15 protein-coding genes are annotated in these 17,932 nt (G+C 48.0%); 9 read left to right on the top strand and 6 right to left on the bottom strand.

Going from position 1 to position 17,932, the window contains the following annotated elements; genetic code table 11:
* Positions 1-501: 501 nt before the first annotated feature.
* The 3 genes from amaB to DFR28_RS05955 are packed head-to-tail and all read right to left on the bottom strand — an operon-like array spanning position 502 to position 4,323.
* Entirely contained in the window at positions 502-2,001 is a 1,500-nt protein-coding gene (amaB, locus tag DFR28_RS05965) for an L-piperidine-6-carboxylate dehydrogenase (protein WP_113953350.1), read from the bottom strand.
* A 19-nt stretch (positions 2,002-2,020) separates the two neighbouring features.
* Positions 2,021-3,208 (bottom strand): acyl-CoA dehydrogenase, encoded by a 1,188-nt coding sequence (locus DFR28_RS05960; RefSeq protein WP_113953349.1) that lies wholly within the window; start codon positions 3,206-3,208, stop codon positions 2,021-2,023.
* A gap of 14 nt (positions 3,209-3,222) precedes the next feature.
* Positions 3,223-4,323, bottom strand: a complete 1,101-nt coding sequence (locus DFR28_RS05955) for a saccharopine dehydrogenase family protein (RefSeq protein ID WP_113953348.1) — start codon at positions 4,321-4,323, stop codon at positions 3,223-3,225.
* Positions 4,324-4,451: 128 nt separating this feature from the next.
* On the opposite strand from DFR28_RS05955, the gene DFR28_RS05950 reads away from it, so the two are divergent.
* On the top strand, positions 4,452-4,883 hold the full coding sequence (locus DFR28_RS05950) for an Lrp/AsnC family transcriptional regulator (RefSeq protein ID WP_113953347.1): 432 nt from the start codon (positions 4,452-4,454) through the stop codon (positions 4,881-4,883).
* Positions 4,884-4,889: 6 nt separating this feature from the next.
* A complete protein-coding gene (locus tag DFR28_RS05945) occupies positions 4,890-5,768 on the top strand; it encodes a CPBP family intramembrane glutamic endopeptidase (RefSeq protein ID WP_113953346.1) in 879 nt (292 codons plus the stop codon).
* Between the two features lie 5 nt (positions 5,769-5,773).
* Here the strand turns inward: DFR28_RS05945 and DFR28_RS05940 are convergent, their stop codons facing one another.
* Positions 5,774-6,697, bottom strand: a complete 924-nt coding sequence (locus DFR28_RS05940) for an acyl-CoA desaturase (RefSeq protein ID WP_113953345.1) — start codon at positions 6,695-6,697, stop codon at positions 5,774-5,776.
* Positions 6,698-6,929: 232 nt separating this feature from the next.
* Between DFR28_RS05940 and pyrF the strand changes: the two genes are divergently transcribed.
* The 5 genes from pyrF to DFR28_RS05915 all read left to right on the top strand — a co-directional run bounded on the left by pyrF (position 6,930) and on the right by DFR28_RS05915 (position 12,207).
* A complete protein-coding gene (gene pyrF / locus DFR28_RS05935) occupies positions 6,930-7,745 on the top strand; it encodes an orotidine-5'-phosphate decarboxylase (RefSeq protein ID WP_113953344.1) in 816 nt (271 codons plus the stop codon).
* 3 nt (positions 7,746-7,748) lie between these two features.
* The gene (locus tag DFR28_RS05930) at positions 7,749-9,473 is read left to right on the top strand and encodes an SWIM zinc finger family protein (RefSeq protein WP_113953343.1); all 1,725 of its coding nucleotides are present in this window, start codon (positions 7,749-7,751) and stop codon (positions 9,471-9,473) included.
* A gap of 169 nt (positions 9,474-9,642) precedes the next feature.
* Entirely contained in the window at positions 9,643-10,818 is a 1,176-nt protein-coding gene (locus tag DFR28_RS05925) for a PilT/PilU family type 4a pilus ATPase (RefSeq protein ID WP_113953342.1), read from the top strand.
* A 188-nt stretch (positions 10,819-11,006) separates the two neighbouring features.
* Complete coding sequence (tmpT, locus tag DFR28_RS05920; protein WP_113953341.1) at positions 11,007-11,651, top strand: thiopurine S-methyltransferase; 645 nt, start codon at positions 11,007-11,009, stop codon at positions 11,649-11,651.
* Between the two features lie 241 nt (positions 11,652-11,892).
* Entirely contained in the window at positions 11,893-12,207 is a 315-nt protein-coding gene (locus DFR28_RS05915; protein WP_113953340.1) for a DUF6959 family protein, read from the top strand.
* 5 nt (positions 12,208-12,212) lie between these two features.
* Here DFR28_RS05915 and DFR28_RS05910 read toward each other — a convergent pair whose 3' ends face one another.
* Positions 12,213-14,810, bottom strand: coding sequence for a M1 family metallopeptidase (locus tag DFR28_RS05910; RefSeq protein WP_113953339.1), 2,598 nt, complete (start codon positions 14,808-14,810; stop codon positions 12,213-12,215).
* A gap of 52 nt (positions 14,811-14,862) precedes the next feature.
* Positions 14,863-15,333 carry a MarR family winged helix-turn-helix transcriptional regulator gene (locus DFR28_RS05905; RefSeq protein ID WP_113953338.1) on the bottom strand — a complete coding sequence of 157 codons (471 nt, stop codon included), beginning with the start codon at positions 15,331-15,333 and terminating at the stop codon, positions 14,863-14,865.
* A gap of 155 nt (positions 15,334-15,488) precedes the next feature.
* Between DFR28_RS05905 and hppD the strand changes: the two genes are divergently transcribed.
* Together hppD and fahA are read left to right on the top strand one after the other, a co-directional pair.
* Positions 15,489-16,568 carry a 4-hydroxyphenylpyruvate dioxygenase gene (hppD, locus tag DFR28_RS05900; RefSeq protein WP_113953337.1) on the top strand — a complete coding sequence of 360 codons (1,080 nt, stop codon included), beginning with the start codon at positions 15,489-15,491 and terminating at the stop codon, positions 16,566-16,568.
* A 21-nt stretch (positions 16,569-16,589) separates the two neighbouring features.
* On the top strand, positions 16,590-17,909 hold the full coding sequence (gene fahA / locus DFR28_RS05895; RefSeq protein ID WP_113953336.1) for a fumarylacetoacetase: 1,320 nt from the start codon (positions 16,590-16,592) through the stop codon (positions 17,907-17,909).
* Positions 17,910-17,932 lie beyond the last annotated feature (23 nt).

Raw genomic sequence — 17,932 nt, 5'->3', positions numbered from 1 at the left:
TCACGATAAAAAAAATGACTAATATCAGAATTCCAAACCCAAATAGCAGCCTTAAGAACTGGGAAATACCTAATTCTAAACTAGACATACATAACAGCTTATTAAATTGCATGCGAGATATCTCTCCGTGACCAATTCAAGGAATGAACCGCAAGTCTTTGTTTTTAATATCTTAATTTCTCCACCTTCAATTTTGGCTCGGTGACAAAGGGGGCGTGCCCATAACGACGAATATAGCCGTCCCATTAGCAACCCTTACTATTACGTTATCTTATTGAATTCTATAGTGAATTAATATCACCTTAGCTACAAAGTGCGCAAGGCTACGCATGTAAATTGACTAGTTTTTGGAGAGCACAAAAATAGGCTGTATATACATACAGTTTTTAATTTGGCCATTTTTTATGCTTTTACAACGCAGAGTGCTTAAAAATTGGCAAAAAAAACAGCACGCAGGTAAGAACTGCGCGCCGTTGAGTAGAAAACTAGGAGGTCTTTAGGTCATAGATTAAATTCAATCCCTTGCGCCAATGGCAAATCAGTCGAGTAATTCACTGTGGAGGTTGCTCGGCGCATGTAGCCTTTCCAAGCATCGGAGCCTGACTCGCGACCGCCGCCAGTCTCTTTTTCCCCACCGAAAGCACCACCAATTTCGGCTCCACTGGTACCAATATTCACATTCGCAATACCGCAATCACTGCCTACCGCAGACGTAAATTTTTCGGCTTCACGCATGTCCATGGTGAAAATCGCTGATGATAAGCCTTGAGGAACGTCGTTATGTAGTCGTATGGCTTCGTCGAGGTCGTTATAGCGATACACATACAAAATCGGTGCAAACGTTTCTTCTTGCACGGTTTGCTTGGTTTCACCCATTTCAACAATAGCGGGATTCACATAATAGGCATTCGGATATGTGTCTTGCAATGCGCGCGACCCACCAAGCACTTCGCCGCCATTTACCATCGCAAGATCCAGCGCCGACTGCATGTTAGTGAAGGCTTGCTTGTCGATTAATGGGCCGACCAACGTGCTTTGTTGCATTGGATCACCAACGCGAATTCCGCTGTAAGCTTCTTTAAGTGCCGGGACTAATTCATCGTAAACATCACTGTGTACGAACAAACGTCGGGTTGATGTACAACGCTGACCGGCGGTACCAACAGCTCCGAATAAAATCGCTCGTACTGCCATATCCATATCTGCACTCGGCGTAACAATAATCGCATTATTCCCACCAAGTTCCAAAATAGAACGACCGAATCGCGCGGCCACAGCAGGGCCTACTTTGCGGCCCATGGCGGTGCTTCCAGTTGCACTGATTACCGGCATGCGCGAATCGTTAACTAATTGCTCTCCAACGTCGGCGTGTCCAATAATGACTTGTGACAGTCCTTCAGGAATATCTCCCACTTCAGCGGCAGCCGCGTCAAATAACTTCTGGCAGGCGAGGGCAGTGAGTGGGGTTTTTTCAGATGGCTTCCAGATGACGCTATTGCCACAAACTAAGGCCAATGCTGAGTTCCAACACCACACCGCTACCGGAAAATTAAAGGCTGAAATAATCCCTACTGGACCAATCGGATGCCACGTTTCAGTCATGCGGTGGCCAGGACGCTCAGAGGCAATCGTTAAGCCAAATAATTGTCGAGATAGCCCAACAGCTAAATCACAAATATCGATCATCTCTTGAACTTCGCCCAGACCTTCTTGATAGATCTTGCCGCATTCCATAGAGACTAACGCACCGAGTGCTTCTTTATGGTCACGTAGTTTATTGCCTAGCACACGCACCAATTCGCCACGCTTTGGCGCAGGAACGGTTTTCCATTGTTCAAATGCAACTCGCGACTTGGCAATCGCCGCATCGACTTGATTGGAATTATGTACCGCAACGCTGGCAATCGTCTTACCATCAACCGGGCTGGTAACGGCCAAATCACCGGCATTTAGTTGCGCTTCACTCAAACCAAGTGCGGTGAAAACTGACTCTATATTCATACTCATTGATAACTCTTCGTTAATAAAAGGCTTGAATGCCTGTTTGCGCGCGACCTAAGATCAGCGCATGAATGTCGTTGGTGCCTTCGTAGGTATTCACCGTTTCAAGGTTCACCATGTGGCGCATAACAGGGTACTCTTCTGAAATACCGTTACCGCCGTGCATGTCTCGAGCATTACGTGCAATCTCGAGTGCTTTGCCGCAGGAGTTGCGTTTTAGGAGGGAGATTAATTCCGGCGCTAACTTGCCTTCATCTTTAAGACGTGTGGCGCGTAAACACCCTTGTAGACCTAAACTAATTTCCGCCATCATGTCGGCTAATTTTTTCTGAATTAATTGATTCGCCGCCAATGGCCGACCAAATTGACTGCGCTCTAGAGTGTAATTAAGCGCGGAATGCCAGCACGCTTCGGCCGCACCTAATGCGCCCCAAGCAATGCCTAAGCGTGCACTGTTTAAACAAGACATTGGGCCTTTTAGACCTTGCACGTTTGGCAACATATTCTGTTCCGGCACGAATACGCTATCCATCACAATCTCACCGGTAACGGAGGCGCGCAATGACAACTTGCCTTGAATTTTTGGTGCCGATAATCCGTCGAAACCTTTTTCAAGAATGAAGCCACGAACGACCCCATCATCAGTTTTCGCCCACACTACAAACACATCTGCGATAGGCGAATTCGAAATCCACATTTTTGCGCCGCTTAAGCGATATCCGCCATCAACGGTCTTGGCTCGTGTCACCATACTCGATGGGTCAGATCCGTGGTCTGGTTCGGTTAACCCAAAGCAACCAATCCATTCACCACTGGCGAGCTTAGGAAGATACTGTTGTTTTTGCGCCTCAGAGCCAAACGCATGAATCGGATACATAACCAAGCTAGATTGTACGCTCATCATCGAGCGATAACCTGAATCAACCCGCTCTACCTCACGCGCGATTAGGCCATAAGAGGTGTAGCTCATGCCTGCGCAGCCATAACCTTCTAGCATGGCGCCGAGCAGGCCGAGCTCACCCATTTCGCGGAATATAGCTGGGTCGGTGGTCTCATTACGATACGCTTCAATCACACGTGGCTGTAATTTACCCTGTGCATATTGATTTGCAGTTTCACGCGCGAGACGCTCTTCTTCGGTAAGTTGATCGTTTAAATGAAACGGATCTTCCCAATCGAACTTACTCCAGTGTGATTTCGTACTCATTCAATAGTTCTCGTTTAGGCGGCAACTTGCATAGTTTCAGGTCGCTTGTAGTATTGCCCAAATCGGTTATTAATAAAGTCATCAAACAACACATCTTCTTGTTTCACGAAACCTTTTTGCGGTAGCTTTCCTTCAGCCATTAAATCGAGTGCCGCACAAATGCCGGCAGCGGTAGTGATTTGAATTGCGCTCCACAGCTTGCCGTTAATCATCTGACTGTAGTTTTTACTGGCGTACGACTCTTGCACAAGTTGGCCGTTTTTCATGCCGCTAACATTAATAAATACCAACACCACGTCTTGATACGTCAGCGGCAGTGCGCTCTCGAAGATTTCTTTAAGTAGCTGGCGGTTATCGCGAAGGCGCAAATCGTCTAGCAACATTTTCATAATGTCACGATGTCCAGGGTAGCGCACTGTACGGTAATTCAGGTTTTTAACCTTACCCTTTAATGTTTCACATAAGGTACCTAACCCGCCCGAAGTATTAAAGGCTTCATACGCTACTCCATCCAGGGAGAACGTCTCTAACTCTTCGAGCGGGGGCACCTGCGTCAACTCCCCTTCAACAATTGCTTCACAGGGATTGCAGTACTCATTGATCAACCCGTCGGTTGACCAAGTTAAGTTATATTTCAACCCATTCGATGGGTATTTTGGGAGCGCACCAACCCGCATGTGGACGTTATGCAAAGTGTCAAAATGCTTGCACAAGTCGTAAGCTGCAATGGTGATAAAACCAGGCGCTAGCCCACATTGCGGCATCAACGCTGCAGTGGCATCGCTGGCTAGGCTCTTGACCAAATTCGTACAAGCCACGTCTTCGGTTAAATCAAAGTAGTGCACGCCCGAGCTTGCGGCTGCTTGCGCGACAAACTTGGTAATATGAAAAGGGCACGCGCTCAGTGCCGCATATTTGTCTTGCATAGCGGCATACAGCGCCGTTTCATCCGTCACGTCGAGCACTAATGTGCTTAGGTTTTTATGCGGAGTAAGGCGCGCGAGATTGTCCTTATCCATATCGGCAACGGTAACGTGGTAGTCACCACACGATGTCAACAGCTCAGTAATAATGGCACCGATTTTGCCGGATCCTAGAAGTAATACATTCTTCATCGCACTAACTCATTTAAATGACGGGTTGGTAGTTGCTAATAGCTTATTGTCCTTTACGGTCATTGTGTATAGCCATATTGAGCATAATGATTGATTAAATTGGTCATTTCGACGAAACTATCGACATTATGATCATAGACGGCAAAGACAAAGAGTTAATCGCTCTGTTGAGCACTAATTCACGCGAGAGCACCGCTAACCTGGCGCGAAAACTCGGCATGTCTCGCACCACCATCACTAATCGCATTGAACGATTGGAAAAACGTGGCATTATCAGTGGGTACACCGTTCAATTCAGTGAAGATTACGAACGCGGACAGATCCAGGCCCACGTAATGATTAGCTCCAATCCAAAATCAGCGGCAAAAATTGTCAAAGCACTACGCGTGATTCCAGCGGTTCGCGCCTTGCACGCGGTTAATGGTAGCTACGAAATGCTCGCCATGGTGAGCGCTGAGTCGACTCAACATTTGGACGAAGTACTGGATCAAATTGGCAACACCGATGGCATTATGAAAACCACTTCGTCGATCATTTTGTCGACCAAATTCGCGCGTTAGTAACCAATGGCCCACGCTGAAAAGACCGAATCTAGCGCTTCAATATTTCCGATTCATGGTCGATACCTTGTATTTGTATGGTTATTCCTACCATATTGGGTTCCCGGCTTAACCGCTCTGTATTTTTACTTGTTGCTAAAATGGCCAGTGCTTGAATCCTATTATTGGTTTGACGTGGTGTATTACTACTATTTTTATGGTCTGTTCGGGCTTACCTTAGTCGCTGGCATGCTCATTACGCGAACATCCTGGCAACCCTTCTTCAGTCCCATACGTCGCTCTGCAATTTTGCCGAGTTTAGAGTTAACCTTATTTATATTCGTGTTTTCTAGCGCGGCGATCTATTGGGTATTTTGGCCGCTTGCCTATGTAGCGCCAAATTTTGTGCAAGCATGGTTAATTGACTTGCCAGGCCTGATCTATTGGGATGGCGCAGGGTATCCAGCATTAGCCAATTTATTGGGTTTCTGCAGCTTAGTAATCTTAGCGCCAGTTTTCGAGGAGTTGGTATTTCGCGGCGTGTTGCTCCAACGTTGGAGCACAAAATTCAGCACACACATCGCCGTAATGCTGTCGTCGGCGATTTTTGCCGCTGTTCATACCGATCCACTCGGTGCCTTCGCGTTCGGACTTGCCATGAGCTATCTGGCGATACGCACCGGTAGTTTGTGGCTTCCCATCCTTTGTCATGCTTTAAATAACCTAGCAGTCTGGCTGATCGAGTTAGCGTACCTAATAGTCGATGGCCCAGACACCATGTGGACCTTACAAGACCTCAAAGACGAGTGGTGGCTGGGTCTAATCTACACGGCGCTGGCGTGTGTTTGGGCGCTACGCATTGTGAAACGAATACCACCAATACACACATGGCGTGCAGCCGATTGAGCGCATCAATGCGACAACCGTATTAGCTCCTTGCGAAGCACTGTGCGCTCGGGTAAAACCAAATCATAGGCAAGACCTAGTCGCGCCAAACCGTTGAGTACCCACCAACCTGGGTCCCATTGACCTGGCTCCAAGCCCATTTGCGCAGAGTAGGGGAAGGCATGATGGTTGTTGTGCCAGTTTTCGCCCATCGCCAACAACGAGGTCCAAGAAACATTATGCCCCTGAACCGCAACGTCTCGGATATGCCAATCACGCAGTTTATGTGAATTAAAGTCTTCATTATGAGCAAAGAATCCAATTAACCAATGCCCGATTAAACTTACGCTGACACGTGAACAAATTCCCCAACAAACCCAACCCCAGCCGCCTATCGCGTAAAACAACACCGCCCACGGTAATTGTTGCAGCATCCAAGTTTTTTCCATCCATTTAATGACGTTATCGTTAGCGATTTCGGCTTCTGGCTCAAGGCGTGGTGGAGCGTCGAGATCAATGGTGCAAAATACTTGCCAACATAGATCGCGATACCAAACCGAGTTTTGCGAAAACATAGGGTGACAACGTGCCTGCCGTTGTGCCCAGTCTCGCACATCATGCGTGTGCAGCATTCCCAACGGACCAGCAATGCCAACGAGAGTGCCAAAATGGATCAACAACAACTCCAACCAACGTGGGCAACTAAAACTCCGATGAATAAAGCGGCGATGCCTACCAAGCGAATGACCGATGCACAATGTAACCCAGGTAGAAATAATAAAAAGCGCGAACGCGCCCCAACTAAAGGTTAGCAAACTACCAATTGAGCCAGCTAAAGCCATAGCACTGACCCAAATAGTTTTACTTAACGAAAGTCGAATTCGGCCTTGATAAGCATTTGCTTGTTGGTTGGGGCGATCGATTCGAGGATTAGTATAATTATGTGGCATAGTATTCTCCGGTTGAGAGACCACTTTAGAGCGTAATACTCACCACGGCTTTCATGCCTATAGATTAACTATATGTTTTTTATTTTCCTCATATAATCAGCCACTTAAATAACTTCTAGATTATAGATCGAGAAATCAGAATGACTAGCCTAATAGCGAAACCGCGAAAATATTGGCAGAACTCAGGCTTGCTTGTCGTGCCTAAGCGCAAATTCGATTAAACTCAACAACCATGACATTTATCGAAAAATTAGAAGCTCGCTGGGAACAAACTAACTCACTATTGTGTGTTGGTCTCGACCCAACTCTGAAACGAATTCCGGCGCATCTACAGGAACACTCAGAACCGATTTATCAATTTTGCCGCGCGATCGTAGATGCAACGCATGATCTGGTGTGCGCCTATAAGCCGCAAATTGCGTATTTCGCCGGTTTAACAGCCGAAGACCAGTTACAGAAGACAATCGACTACATTCGCTATAACTACCCACATATTCCGGTCATCCTTGATTCCAAACGCGGCGACATCGGCAGCACCGCGGAGATGTATGCAGCCGAAGCATTTGACCGCTATCAAGCACACGCTGTCACAGTCAATCCGTATATGGGGCGCGACTCGGCTCAACCATTCTTAGACCGTGCCGATAAAGGCACGATATTACTTTGTCGCACCTCAAACCCTGGTGCCGGCGATTTGCAAGATCTCGATGTGGGCGGCTTACCCTTATATGAAAAGCTGGCTGGAATGATCACCAATGAGTGGAACACTAATAACAATTGCAGCCTTGTGGTTGGCGCTACATGGCCAGAGCAAATGGCTCGTTTGCGGGAAATTACCGGTGATATGCCATTCTTAGTGCCTGGCGTTGGCGCTCAAGGCGGCGACGTAAAAGCACTGGTCGAGGCAGGTCAACGCCGCGACGGTAAAGGACTCATGATCAACAGCTCACGCGGCGTTATTTACGCTGGCAACGGCTACGATTTTATGGATAAGGCTCGCGAAGTGGCGATAGAAACTCGGGATTTAATAAATCAATATCGACGCTAAATAATGAAGGTTTTATCGGAGGACACCTTTAAAACATTAGCCGGCGCAGATGCGTATCAACGCGGCCTTGATTACTACAACGAAGGTCGTGTCGGCACCATTACCATTGATGGCAGTCGTATCAGCGCCGAAGTTGCCGGCTCGCGCGCCTATCAAGTTGCATTGCATCACACCGCGCGGATCTTTGAAGGAAGCTGTAATTGCCCAGCCTCAGACGGCTTTGAATTTTGTAAGCACTGCGTCGCAGTCGCACTAAGCTACTACTATCAAACGCAAACCAACCAAGAGCTAGGTGAGGCAAGCACCGAACATCGGGTATTCAGTTACTTAAGTACACTGACTAAACCACAATTGGTGAAAGAACTGCATGACTTGCTACTGAGCAACTCCGATGCAATGCAAAAATGGGAATTGAAAGCATCCATCGCAAGCGGATCATTTAGCACCGCAGATATACGCAAACAAATAACCAAGGCCCTGCCATACAAGTCGGCTGGATTATGGCGTCATCGCGAGATCGCCAATTACTTTGAACAGGCCGAAGCAATCCTGTTAACAATCAGCGAGCCATTGTTGCTACTCGCCCCAGAAGCGATTGAAAAACTGCTAATGTACGCCTTAACGCGGCTCGACAAAACCCTAAAAACAATCGATGACTCGGGCGGATATCGCGCTTCCGTTGAAGCGCTTTTGCGCGCTTGGTTTAAAGCCATGATTGAATCAGAGCAATGGTCAGAAAACGCGAAAGAAGAGAGCATCACCACTATTATTTTGTCCGCCGACCATGCCTTTGAATCGCTCGACTTGCCAGACAGCGTAGCCAACAGCTTGCCAACTGATTCGTTTGCGCGCATACACACCAAAATTGAAGCAGCGTGGAATGCGCTAACACCGAGCAACCAACGTTACAGCGACGCCTATTCGTACTATCGCAAGCTCGAACAGATTCTCCTCAACCGCGCGCGCGCCGAGCACAATGTCGATAAAGAGCTAGAGATTCTAGGCCGCGGCGCGGTTAGCGTAGACCGTTCACTCGAGTTGGTGCATCGCGCGATTAATGCCGGTCGCATCAGCGAGGCTCGAGATTGGCTGCATGTTGCAGGCCATTTCGACGAACCCAGTTCTCGCGAATTGTATGAAATAGAAAGCGCGCAGATTGAGTTATGGCTAGCAGAGCAAAACTACCAACAAGCACTTGATGCTCAATGGGCAAGATTCGAGGAACAAGAAGACGCCGAGATATTGCAAGGCGCTATCACCACCGCGACGCACCTAGATGCTGAAAGCAGCGTTCTGGACAATGGCATTGCCTATTTGCGGCGGCGTATTCGAGACCACGATACAAGCCACAGAAATCGCCAACGTGCAGAAACCTTGGTGCATATCTACTTGCTAAATCAGCGCAGTGATGACGCCATTAAGCTCGCGCGCAGAATGCCATTTAGCAACGCCACCTTGCTCGCCATAATTTCAGCCACGAATCAACGTGGGCAGCCGGCAATGCAATTAATTTTTCAGTTAGCTCAGCGACTGATTGAGGGCGATAAAAATCGGCAGTACATCAAGGGAGTCGAGTTCCTTGCGGCACAACAGAAGCGCCTAGACGATGCGCATCAAGCGGCGTTCCAACGTTCGTTGCAACAACTACTTAAGCGCCCGCAAAATATTCGACAACCTAATTTAGCAAAAGTGCTACGCGCAAATTTTGCCTTTTTGCAGGAGAGCTAGTGCAACAAGACAAACCCAGCTTAATTACCGCGACGTACTCACGGCATGTAATTAACTGTCAATTCGTCCAATAAGGGTCTCAAAAATTCTTGGTGTACGATATCATTTCATTTCGTGTGAGCAGGTTCACGCTCACCATCATAAAATTTACTGTAGGGGGTAAGTTACAATGCTTGATGCATTACTCAAACTGATTGTTGAAAAAGACGGTTCCGATTTATATTTGTCTGTCGGGGCACCGCCAAGCATGAAAGTACAAGGTCGCTTGTTACGAGTCGGCAAAAACGCGCTTACCGCCACTGACGTTAGACGGATTGCACTGGAAATCATGGCCAGCGATCAAGCTGCTGACTTTGAAAAAAAGCCGGAGATGAATCTGGCGATAGACAAACCTGAGATCGGCCGATTTCGGGTAAATGTATTCAAACAGCGCAGTGACTATGCAATCGTCATCCGCGTCATCAAAACCGATATCCCGAATTTTAAGGACCTAGGTTTACCGGACTCATTAACCGAACTGATTATGTCCAAGCGCGGACTCATCTTATTTGTCGGTGGTACAGGCTCGGGTAAATCGACATCACTCGCATCACTCATTGATCACCGCAATATGAACCATGCGGGTCACATCATCACGATTGAAGACCCAATTGAATTTGTGCATCCGCATAAGAAGAGCATTGTTAACCAACGCGAAGTTGGTGTTGATACATTGTGCTACGAAGACGCCCTAGAAAACACCTTGCGACAAGCGCCTGACGTTATCCTAATTGGTGAGATTCGCAACCGCGAAACCATGGAACATGCCTTGGCATTCGCTGAGACTGGGCACTTATGTCTGTCGACCTTACACGCCAATAACGCTAACCAAGCACTTGATCGAATTATCAACTTTTTCCCCGAAGATCGGCACAAGCAGCTACTACTGGATATGTCGCTGAACATGCGCGGCATTATTTCGCAACGCCTGATCCCAACAGTCGATGGCAAACGTGCTGCCGCAATTGAGATTCTTACCGGCTCACCACGTGTCAAAGATTTGATTCGCGACGGGAATATCGAAGAGTTGAAAGAGGCGATGGAAAGCTCGGCACAATACGGTATGCAAACCTTTGATGATGCCCTTCTTGGCTTATATAAAGCTGGCAAAATTACCGAGGAAGAAACCATTAAGAATGCCGATTCACCGAATAATTTGCGCTTGAAAATCAAGAACTCAAATGGCTTCGAAGCTAAAACAGACTTTACTCTACAAGTAGAAGAGCCGGACGACGATGACGAGGATGAAGACGACAATACTCGCTTTCAAGATAACAACGGCGAAATGTTTGAGCGTGCCGGTTAGACATCGTTGCTAGCGCCTTAAACCGAGCGAACTTCATGGACGAGTTCGCCAGCGCAGCGCATAGGCCATCACCGGTAATGGTGATGGCAGTAGCTTAACTAGACACGAATAATACAATAGCGCCGTAGATCACTATTTTTTACTAGTATTGTGATTTTAGACCGCGATATTCTTATAGGAGAACGGCTATGGAAGAACAGTTTTGGCATCAACGCTGGCAAGATCGCAACATTGGGTTTCACGAAGGTAAGCCCAACACTCTGCTAGTCCGGCAGTTAGAACGTTTAAATCTGACGACCGGAGATCGAATCTTTCTACCGCTGTGCGGCAAGACTCAAGATATCGCCTACCTTTTGTCGCTTGGATTTCATGTAGTCGGCATCGAGTTTAGTGCGATTGCGGTCGACGAGCTATTTTTAGAACTAGACATTAAACCAACTATTACGCAACATGCTGACCTAAGCTTATATCAAGTAGCCAAACTGGATATTTATGTTGGCGACTTCTTCGCCCTGCAAAAAAATATGCTGGGTCATGTTGATGCTGTTTACGACCGTGCCGCACTGGTCGCGCTACCCCTAGACATGCGCAAACAATACACCGCCCAACTAGTGCAAATATCGTCCGCCGCACCTCAGCTACTAATCGTTTTTGCGTACGATCAAACCGCTATGAATGGCCCGCCATTCTCTCTTGTTGAAGACGAAATCATGCAACATTATGCCGAGCACTACACACTTGAGTTACTCGAACACTGTGATGCAAGCGCACTATTTAATAAGCGCGTTCAGGTCAGCGAAAATGCTTGGTTATTGCAAGCACTGGGCCAGTAAGGCAAGCCCCTTTGACTAGCAAACACAGGCCACTTCACGCACTCGGTGTCGCGTCGTTTTGAATTATCGTTACGATCCGTGCACTTGTGTATTTGCCATCATCCGCGATCAGGCTGGTGCTGGTCAAAAGAGTCAACAGCGCTTAAACTGTCTGCACCAGGTTAATCGACAGGCCTACATTTGTATCACGCCCTACCGTGTTCCAGCTGATTGATTGAACACCGACTGATACAACAGAAAAATGAAAAAAGAGACCATTGAAATCTACTCGACCGCCCGCGATAACGGAGTCGTCCGCATGCCGAGCAGTCATTATCTGGGCTCAGTAATTCAAGGTGATTCACTTTTTTTGTTACACGGTGAAGCCATCGACATGATCGAAGAGTTGAAACACAATCCCGGCAGCGATTCATTTTATCGTGCGTTTCGCATGGCACAAAACCTTGAAGAGCGGCTGAACCATTACATAAAAACCTGTCAAGACAACGATATCGAATTGAGTTTCGATATCGTTTGTAGCGTCGAAGACTATCGTGAACTATTGTACGACGAGTAAGCCTGTTACTCGCCGGCTGGCACTTTGCTATCTGCTGAGCGGGTCAAAAGGTAGTCTGTAAAATCCTGCTGATAGCGATTCTTTAGTGCCACACACTGCTCCGAGTTAGACCGTGCGATCTGCCAGCTGCGACCCATTACCGGGTAGTCCACCGCCACTTTCTGGTAAAACGCGTCAGCCAACTTAATATTACTTTGCGAGCAACTTTTTGATAAATACTCAGGCAGTCGCGATACGTGATACTCCGGCAGTTTTTCAATCAATGTTGATACGTTCTCAGTCAACCATTGATACATCAGAACGTGGTCGTCACTAGCATCGGCCACCTCTGCCACTAAGCCAATTGTATCCGCAGAATTAACCGCATCACTCATTGCAAAATCAAGCACACGCAGCCGCTCAGCTTGACCTGGAAATAACATAGCTGAACCAATAACCGCCTGAACGTTGGCATCATTGGTCGCGGTATACGACGCAATAAACTTGTCTAGCCATTGTTTGTCGCCACGTTTAGCTACCGCGCGCATCGCACGATATGCCATTTGGCGGCGGTCGGAATCGGGTTCGGCCAAGTACTGCTCGGCAAGCGATTCAGCAACGCCAAGCACCTTTGGGTTTGAGGTGTAAGAACTCAATAGCCCAAACACGGCGTGCCGCAAACGAGTTACCTCATCTGAATCGGTTTTGCTATCTTGCGTGCCAAGCTGCTCCAACCAAGCCTGCAGCGAATCGTCTAAAAATTCACCAAACAGAGCTTGGTTTTGTTCATTGACCAAATAATCGTATTCCGCCAACGTCGAGGCAACCGCCCGCACCACCATTGGATCGTCATCTTCGGCCAGCCGGTTGAGGACTGTCATCATATCGCTGACACCAATGTGGCCAGCTTTTAACAATGCCTGAAAGTTGTAGAGCATTGATTTTTTCTCAAGTGCAGACAACGCGCTCAAGTCGCTCAACAACGCCGCCCGTTGGGCAGCCGATATCTGCCATCGGTAGTAGCCTTTGGCGCGATGATTAGGAAATACCCATTGCGCGTCCGCCAAGGCCTTAAATTGCGCCGACGGTTGGCTTAGTAGAATAGACTCCTTAGTGATTTTACCCTTGCGTTTAACCAACAGCTCTATCGGTACCACCCATTGTTGCTCAGCGACTTTCGCGCCGGCCAAACGGTAACGTTGCTGACTCACAGTGCCGTCTTCGGTCACGCTGATCAACGGATAGCTGGATTGTTCTAAATAGGTGCGCATAATAGATGGAATATCGATCTCGGAGTGACCCGCCAACGCCCGCCATAAATCATCGGCCTCGGCATTCTGCCAAGCAAACTCCTTCATGTACTCGCGTATTGCGGCCTGAAATGCAGGCGCTCCTATTTGCGACTCTATCCATTGTAATGTGGCCTCACCTTTACTGTAATTCAGCCCTAGGCCTTCCATCACATCGGCGTTTACTTTAACTTCCTTCTTAACCGGCCGAGTGGTGGCAGCAGCATCTGGGTCAAACGCGTTTTCAGCCACCAGTCGTGCTGCATAATTATGCTCAGGGTAAAGGTCTTCCATCAACTTACCGGCCATAAACGAGGCAAATGCTTCGTTCAACCATAAGTCATCCCACCAAGCCATCGTCACCAAATTGCCGTACCACATATGTGCCAATTCATGCGCGACCACCATTAGTGGCGTCGCTTGCTCGGTCAGTATTGGCTTATCACCGCGCAGTAAAATACTGGTTCGATACGTCACTAAACCGACATTTTCCATCGCGCCATGGGTAAAGGTCGGAACCGCCACGAAATCAAGTTTCTGGTAAGGGTAGGGCGTTGCAAAATAGCCTTCAAGATAGTCCAAAATTGCGGGCGTATGCTTGGCTGCAAAGCTGGCTAAATGCGCCTGCCCTTTAGGCGCGTAGATACGCCCTGGTACTGACAAACCTTGTATCTCAATAGAGTCGTACTCGCCCACTGCAAACGCGACTAGGTAACTCGGCATCGGTTGGGTTCGCTTGAATTCCACGGTTTGCCAACCCGCCTCTACAGCGCGCTGTTGAACCGGCGTATTAGATAACACCACGTGTTTTTCAGGAGCACGAATGGTCAACTGATACGGTATCTTATTACTTGGCTCATCAAAGCTGGGGAACGCTTTACGCGCCAACATGTCTTCAAATTGCGTTGAAATATAATTACGACCTTCAAATTTCGATATATACGCGCCGTCTGATGTTGTATTAAGTTGGCCGTCAAACGCTATCGTTAATTGATAGTGCCCAGCAGCGATCTCAGAACCTGTCTTAGCATGCTGAATATCATGTTGTGCTGGGTCAATGGTAAGCACAAACGACTCACCATCGGACACTAACTCCGCTTGCTTAATGTTCAAGTCAGACTGATAAAACCCAATGTGCGTCACGGGCTGGGTAACGTTAATATCGATAATGGTTGAACCCGAAAAATCGAGATTATCTGGATCTAACGTCAAACTGATTTGCTGAAAGGTCGGTTCAACCGCGCTATCTAACCGGTATGCAGACTCAGCAGCATGCACCACGAAGCAACTTGAAACAGCGAGTAAAAATACAACAAAGTGGGCAATTCTAAGCATTGGTATATAGCCTTGAGGAGTTAAGTAAAAAGTTAGGTAGGTGGTTAGACAATTAGTCAGCTTGCTCGAGATCAATCGTATCCGCGTGCTGATATAAACGGTCAAATAAGGTATCGAGCAGTTCTCGTTCCTGTGGATTGAAGCAGGTGAGCAATTGCTCTTCGTAGTCATAGGACACCGGAACGATTTGCCGATAAACATCTTGACCGGTTTTAGTAAGCGATAAGTTCTGGCGACGACGATCGGCACCATCGACCTCACGCACTACTAAATGTCGCGACAACAATTTTTGTAATGAACGACTAACAATCGACTTCTCTATTTGGATCTTGGCGGAGACTTCATCGGCAGAGGCCCCTGGATACTCGCCAAGCACCGCCATAATCCGCCACTCGGTCACTGACAAACCAAATTTGTCTTTGTAGGTTTGCGCAATGATGCCACTGATACGGTTTGACAAGGTCGCCAGCCGATACGGTAAGTAGCGTTCAAGCGTCAGAATATTTGGGTGTTGCTTGGTCATTGCCAATTTCTCGGAGGTTCGGTATTTGCAATTAGTTGCAACACCAACTATATTAGTTGTTATTGCAACTATTCTAGCCTGCGTAAAGAAAAATCGCAAAACTGACCTATATCAAAAGGTACTTTAACGTCGGCACCAAACACTGAGACAATGTCATGACTGATCTTTTTGAAAACCCGATGGGCCTGTGTGGCTTCGAGTTTATTGAATTTTCCTCCACCACGCGCGGCGTTTTGGAGCCTACATTTGAAATGGCTGGTTTTACTAAGGTCGCTCAGCACCGCTCCAAAGACGTTCATTTGTTCCGCCAAGGCGGAATCAATCTACTGATCAATTATGAGCCGAAGAGCGTCGCTCACTATTTTGCACTCGAACACGGTCCATCCGCATGCGGCATGGCATTCCGCGTCAAAGATGCCCAAAAGGCCTACAAACGCGCGCTGGAACTTGGCGCACAACCGGTAGACATTCCAACCGGCCCAATGGAATTGCGTTTACCCGCGATTAAAGGAATCGGTGGCGCTCCCCTGTATTTGGTTGATCGATTTGAAGAAGGCTCATCTATTTACGATATCGACTTCAACTTTATCGAAGGCGTTGATCGTAACCCAGAAGGCTGTGGGTTTAAGGTAATCGACCACCTCACTCACAATGTGTACCGAGGTCGCATGCAATACTGGGCGGAGTTTTACGAGAAACTGTTTAACTTCCGTGAGATACGCTATTTCGACATCAAGGGCGAGTACACCGGCTTACTATCTAAAGCCTTAACTGCGCCGGACGGCTTAATTCGCATACCGTTGAACGAAGAAGCATCCAAAGAGACTGGCCAGATCGAAGAATTTTTGATGGCCTACAACGGCGAAGGCATACAACACATCGCCTTCTCTTGCGATAACTTGCTCGAATGCTGGGACAAACTGAAAGCCAAAGGTATGCCGTTTATGAGCGCCCCACCTGAGACTTATTACAAGATGTTAGATCAGCGACTTCCCGGCCACGGCGAACCGATTGACGAGTTACAAAGTCGCGGAATTTTACTCGACGGCACAACCGACGACGGCGACGCGCGTCTGTTATTACAGATCTTCTCAGATACGCTCATTGGCCCAGTGTTTTTTGAATTCATTCAACGCAAGAAGGATGACGGCTTTGGCGAAGGTAATTTCAAAGCGCTGTTCGAGTCAATCGAGCGTGACCAGATCGAACGCGGCGTCATTCAAGCTACTAAATAAACTACGATACAACCCAACACTATGATTCAGTTAAACGAGACACATAACCCTGACCTCAAGAGTTGGGTTACATCGGCCAACGACAGCGCGACCGATTTTCCGATTCAAAACCTGCCTTTCGCAATATTTCGCCGCAAAGGCGAGCATGACATGTTTCGCGCTGGCGTGGCAATTGGTGATCAAATTGTCGACCTAAGTGCAGCTTATCAAGCGGGCATATTCGATGCCGCTTTAGCCCCAGTATTAGAAACTCTAACCGAGCCTACGCTCAACGAGTTTATGGCTCTTGGGCAGGGCGCGTGGTCATCGTTTCGCGCAGCTCTGTCTAAGGCGCTTAGCGACGGTGCTAGCGAAGCCAGTGCCTTAGCGAGCTGTTTAGTGGCGCAGTCGACAGTCGAGTACAGCGTGCCCGCCAAAATTGGTGACTACACTGATTTCTATACGTCGATTAATCACGCCACGAATGTTGGAAAGCTATTTCGCCCAGACAACCCATTATTACCAAATTACCAATGGGTTCCGATTGGCTATCATGGTCGCAGTTCATCAATTGAAGTGTCTGGCCATTCCTTTCATCGCCCACACGGCCAACTAAAAGCACCCGATGCCGAGCAACCGGTATTGGCACCGTGTAAACGTCTCGATTACGAACTGGAAGTCGGTATCTATATCGGATCAGAAAACCAGCTAGGTCACCCAGTTAAACTCGCTGACGCCGAAGCGCATGTTTTCGGATTGTGCTTGTTTAATGACTGGTCGGCTCGCGACATTCAAGCCTGGGAATATCAACCATTGGGGCCATTTCTTTCCAAGAGTTTCGCCTCAACAGTGTCACCGTGGATCGTGACCATGGAAGCTCTGGCACCATATCGCCAAGCATGGACTCGACCCGCAGATCATCCACAACCGCTACCGTATCTAGATTCCGCGGATAACCGCAACACTGGCGCGGTTGATATGAAATTAGAAGTATTGATCCAAACCGCGTCGATGAAAGCTGGCGGCCTACCACCAGAGCGCTTGGCGTTGAGCAACTTTAGTCAATCTTACTGGACCATCGCGCAAATGGTCGCACACCATTCGGTAAATGGCTGCAACTTGAAACCCGGTGATTTTTTCGGCAGCGGCACGCAGTCCGGTACAACCTCAGACAGCGTCGGCGCTTTACTCGAAGCCACCGTCGGTGGCCGTGAACCAATCACTTTAGCCAATGGTGAGAAACGTGCCTTCTTGGAAGACGGTGACACAGTGATTTTACAAGGCTGGTGCGACAGCGAAGTCGCACCACGCATCGGTTTTGGCGATGCAACCGCGACCGTATTACCCGCCATCGACTACTAAGTCAGGCGCGGCAATTCAAAATT

This window comes from Arenicella xantha (genome assembly GCF_003315245.1).
Taxonomy (GTDB): Bacteria; Pseudomonadota; Gammaproteobacteria; order Arenicellales; family Arenicellaceae; genus Arenicella; species Arenicella xantha.
The sequence above is the reverse complement of the archived record's forward strand: the minus strand, read 5'-3'. Positions and strand labels throughout refer to the sequence as shown.

What these genes read in the sequence shown, in the direction of transcription:
- amaB (WP_113953350.1), bottom strand. Translation starts at nt 2,001, where the DNA reads ATGAATATAGAGTCAGTTTTCACCGCACTTGGTTTGAGTGAAGCGCAA.
- DFR28_RS05960 (WP_113953349.1), bottom strand. Translation starts at nt 3,208, where the DNA reads ATGAGTACGAAATCACACTGGAGTAAGTTCGATTGGGAAGATCCGTTT.
- DFR28_RS05955 (WP_113953348.1), bottom strand. Translation starts at nt 4,323, where the DNA reads ATGAAGAATGTATTACTTCTAGGATCCGGCAAAATCGGTGCCATTATT.
- DFR28_RS05950 (WP_113953347.1), top strand. Translation starts at nt 4,452, where the DNA reads ATGATCATAGACGGCAAAGACAAAGAGTTAATCGCTCTGTTGAGCACT.
- DFR28_RS05945 (WP_113953346.1), top strand. Translation starts at nt 4,890, where the DNA reads ATGGCCCACGCTGAAAAGACCGAATCTAGCGCTTCAATATTTCCGATT.
- DFR28_RS05940 (WP_113953345.1), bottom strand. Translation starts at nt 6,697, where the DNA reads ATGCCACATAATTATACTAATCCTCGAATCGATCGCCCCAACCAACAA.
- pyrF (WP_113953344.1), top strand. Translation starts at nt 6,930, where the DNA reads ATGACATTTATCGAAAAATTAGAAGCTCGCTGGGAACAAACTAACTCA.
- DFR28_RS05930 (WP_113953343.1), top strand. Translation starts at nt 7,749, where the DNA reads ATGAAGGTTTTATCGGAGGACACCTTTAAAACATTAGCCGGCGCAGAT.
- DFR28_RS05925 (WP_113953342.1), top strand. Translation starts at nt 9,643, where the DNA reads ATGCTTGATGCATTACTCAAACTGATTGTTGAAAAAGACGGTTCCGAT.
- tmpT (WP_113953341.1), top strand. Translation starts at nt 11,007, where the DNA reads ATGGAAGAACAGTTTTGGCATCAACGCTGGCAAGATCGCAACATTGGG.
- DFR28_RS05915 (WP_113953340.1), top strand. Translation starts at nt 11,893, where the DNA reads ATGAAAAAAGAGACCATTGAAATCTACTCGACCGCCCGCGATAACGGA.
- DFR28_RS05910 (WP_113953339.1), bottom strand. Translation starts at nt 14,810, where the DNA reads ATGCTTAGAATTGCCCACTTTGTTGTATTTTTACTCGCTGTTTCAAGT.
- DFR28_RS05905 (WP_113953338.1), bottom strand. Translation starts at nt 15,333, where the DNA reads ATGACCAAGCAACACCCAAATATTCTGACGCTTGAACGCTACTTACCG.
- hppD (WP_113953337.1), top strand. Translation starts at nt 15,489, where the DNA reads ATGACTGATCTTTTTGAAAACCCGATGGGCCTGTGTGGCTTCGAGTTT.
- fahA (WP_113953336.1), top strand. Translation starts at nt 16,590, where the DNA reads ATGATTCAGTTAAACGAGACACATAACCCTGACCTCAAGAGTTGGGTT.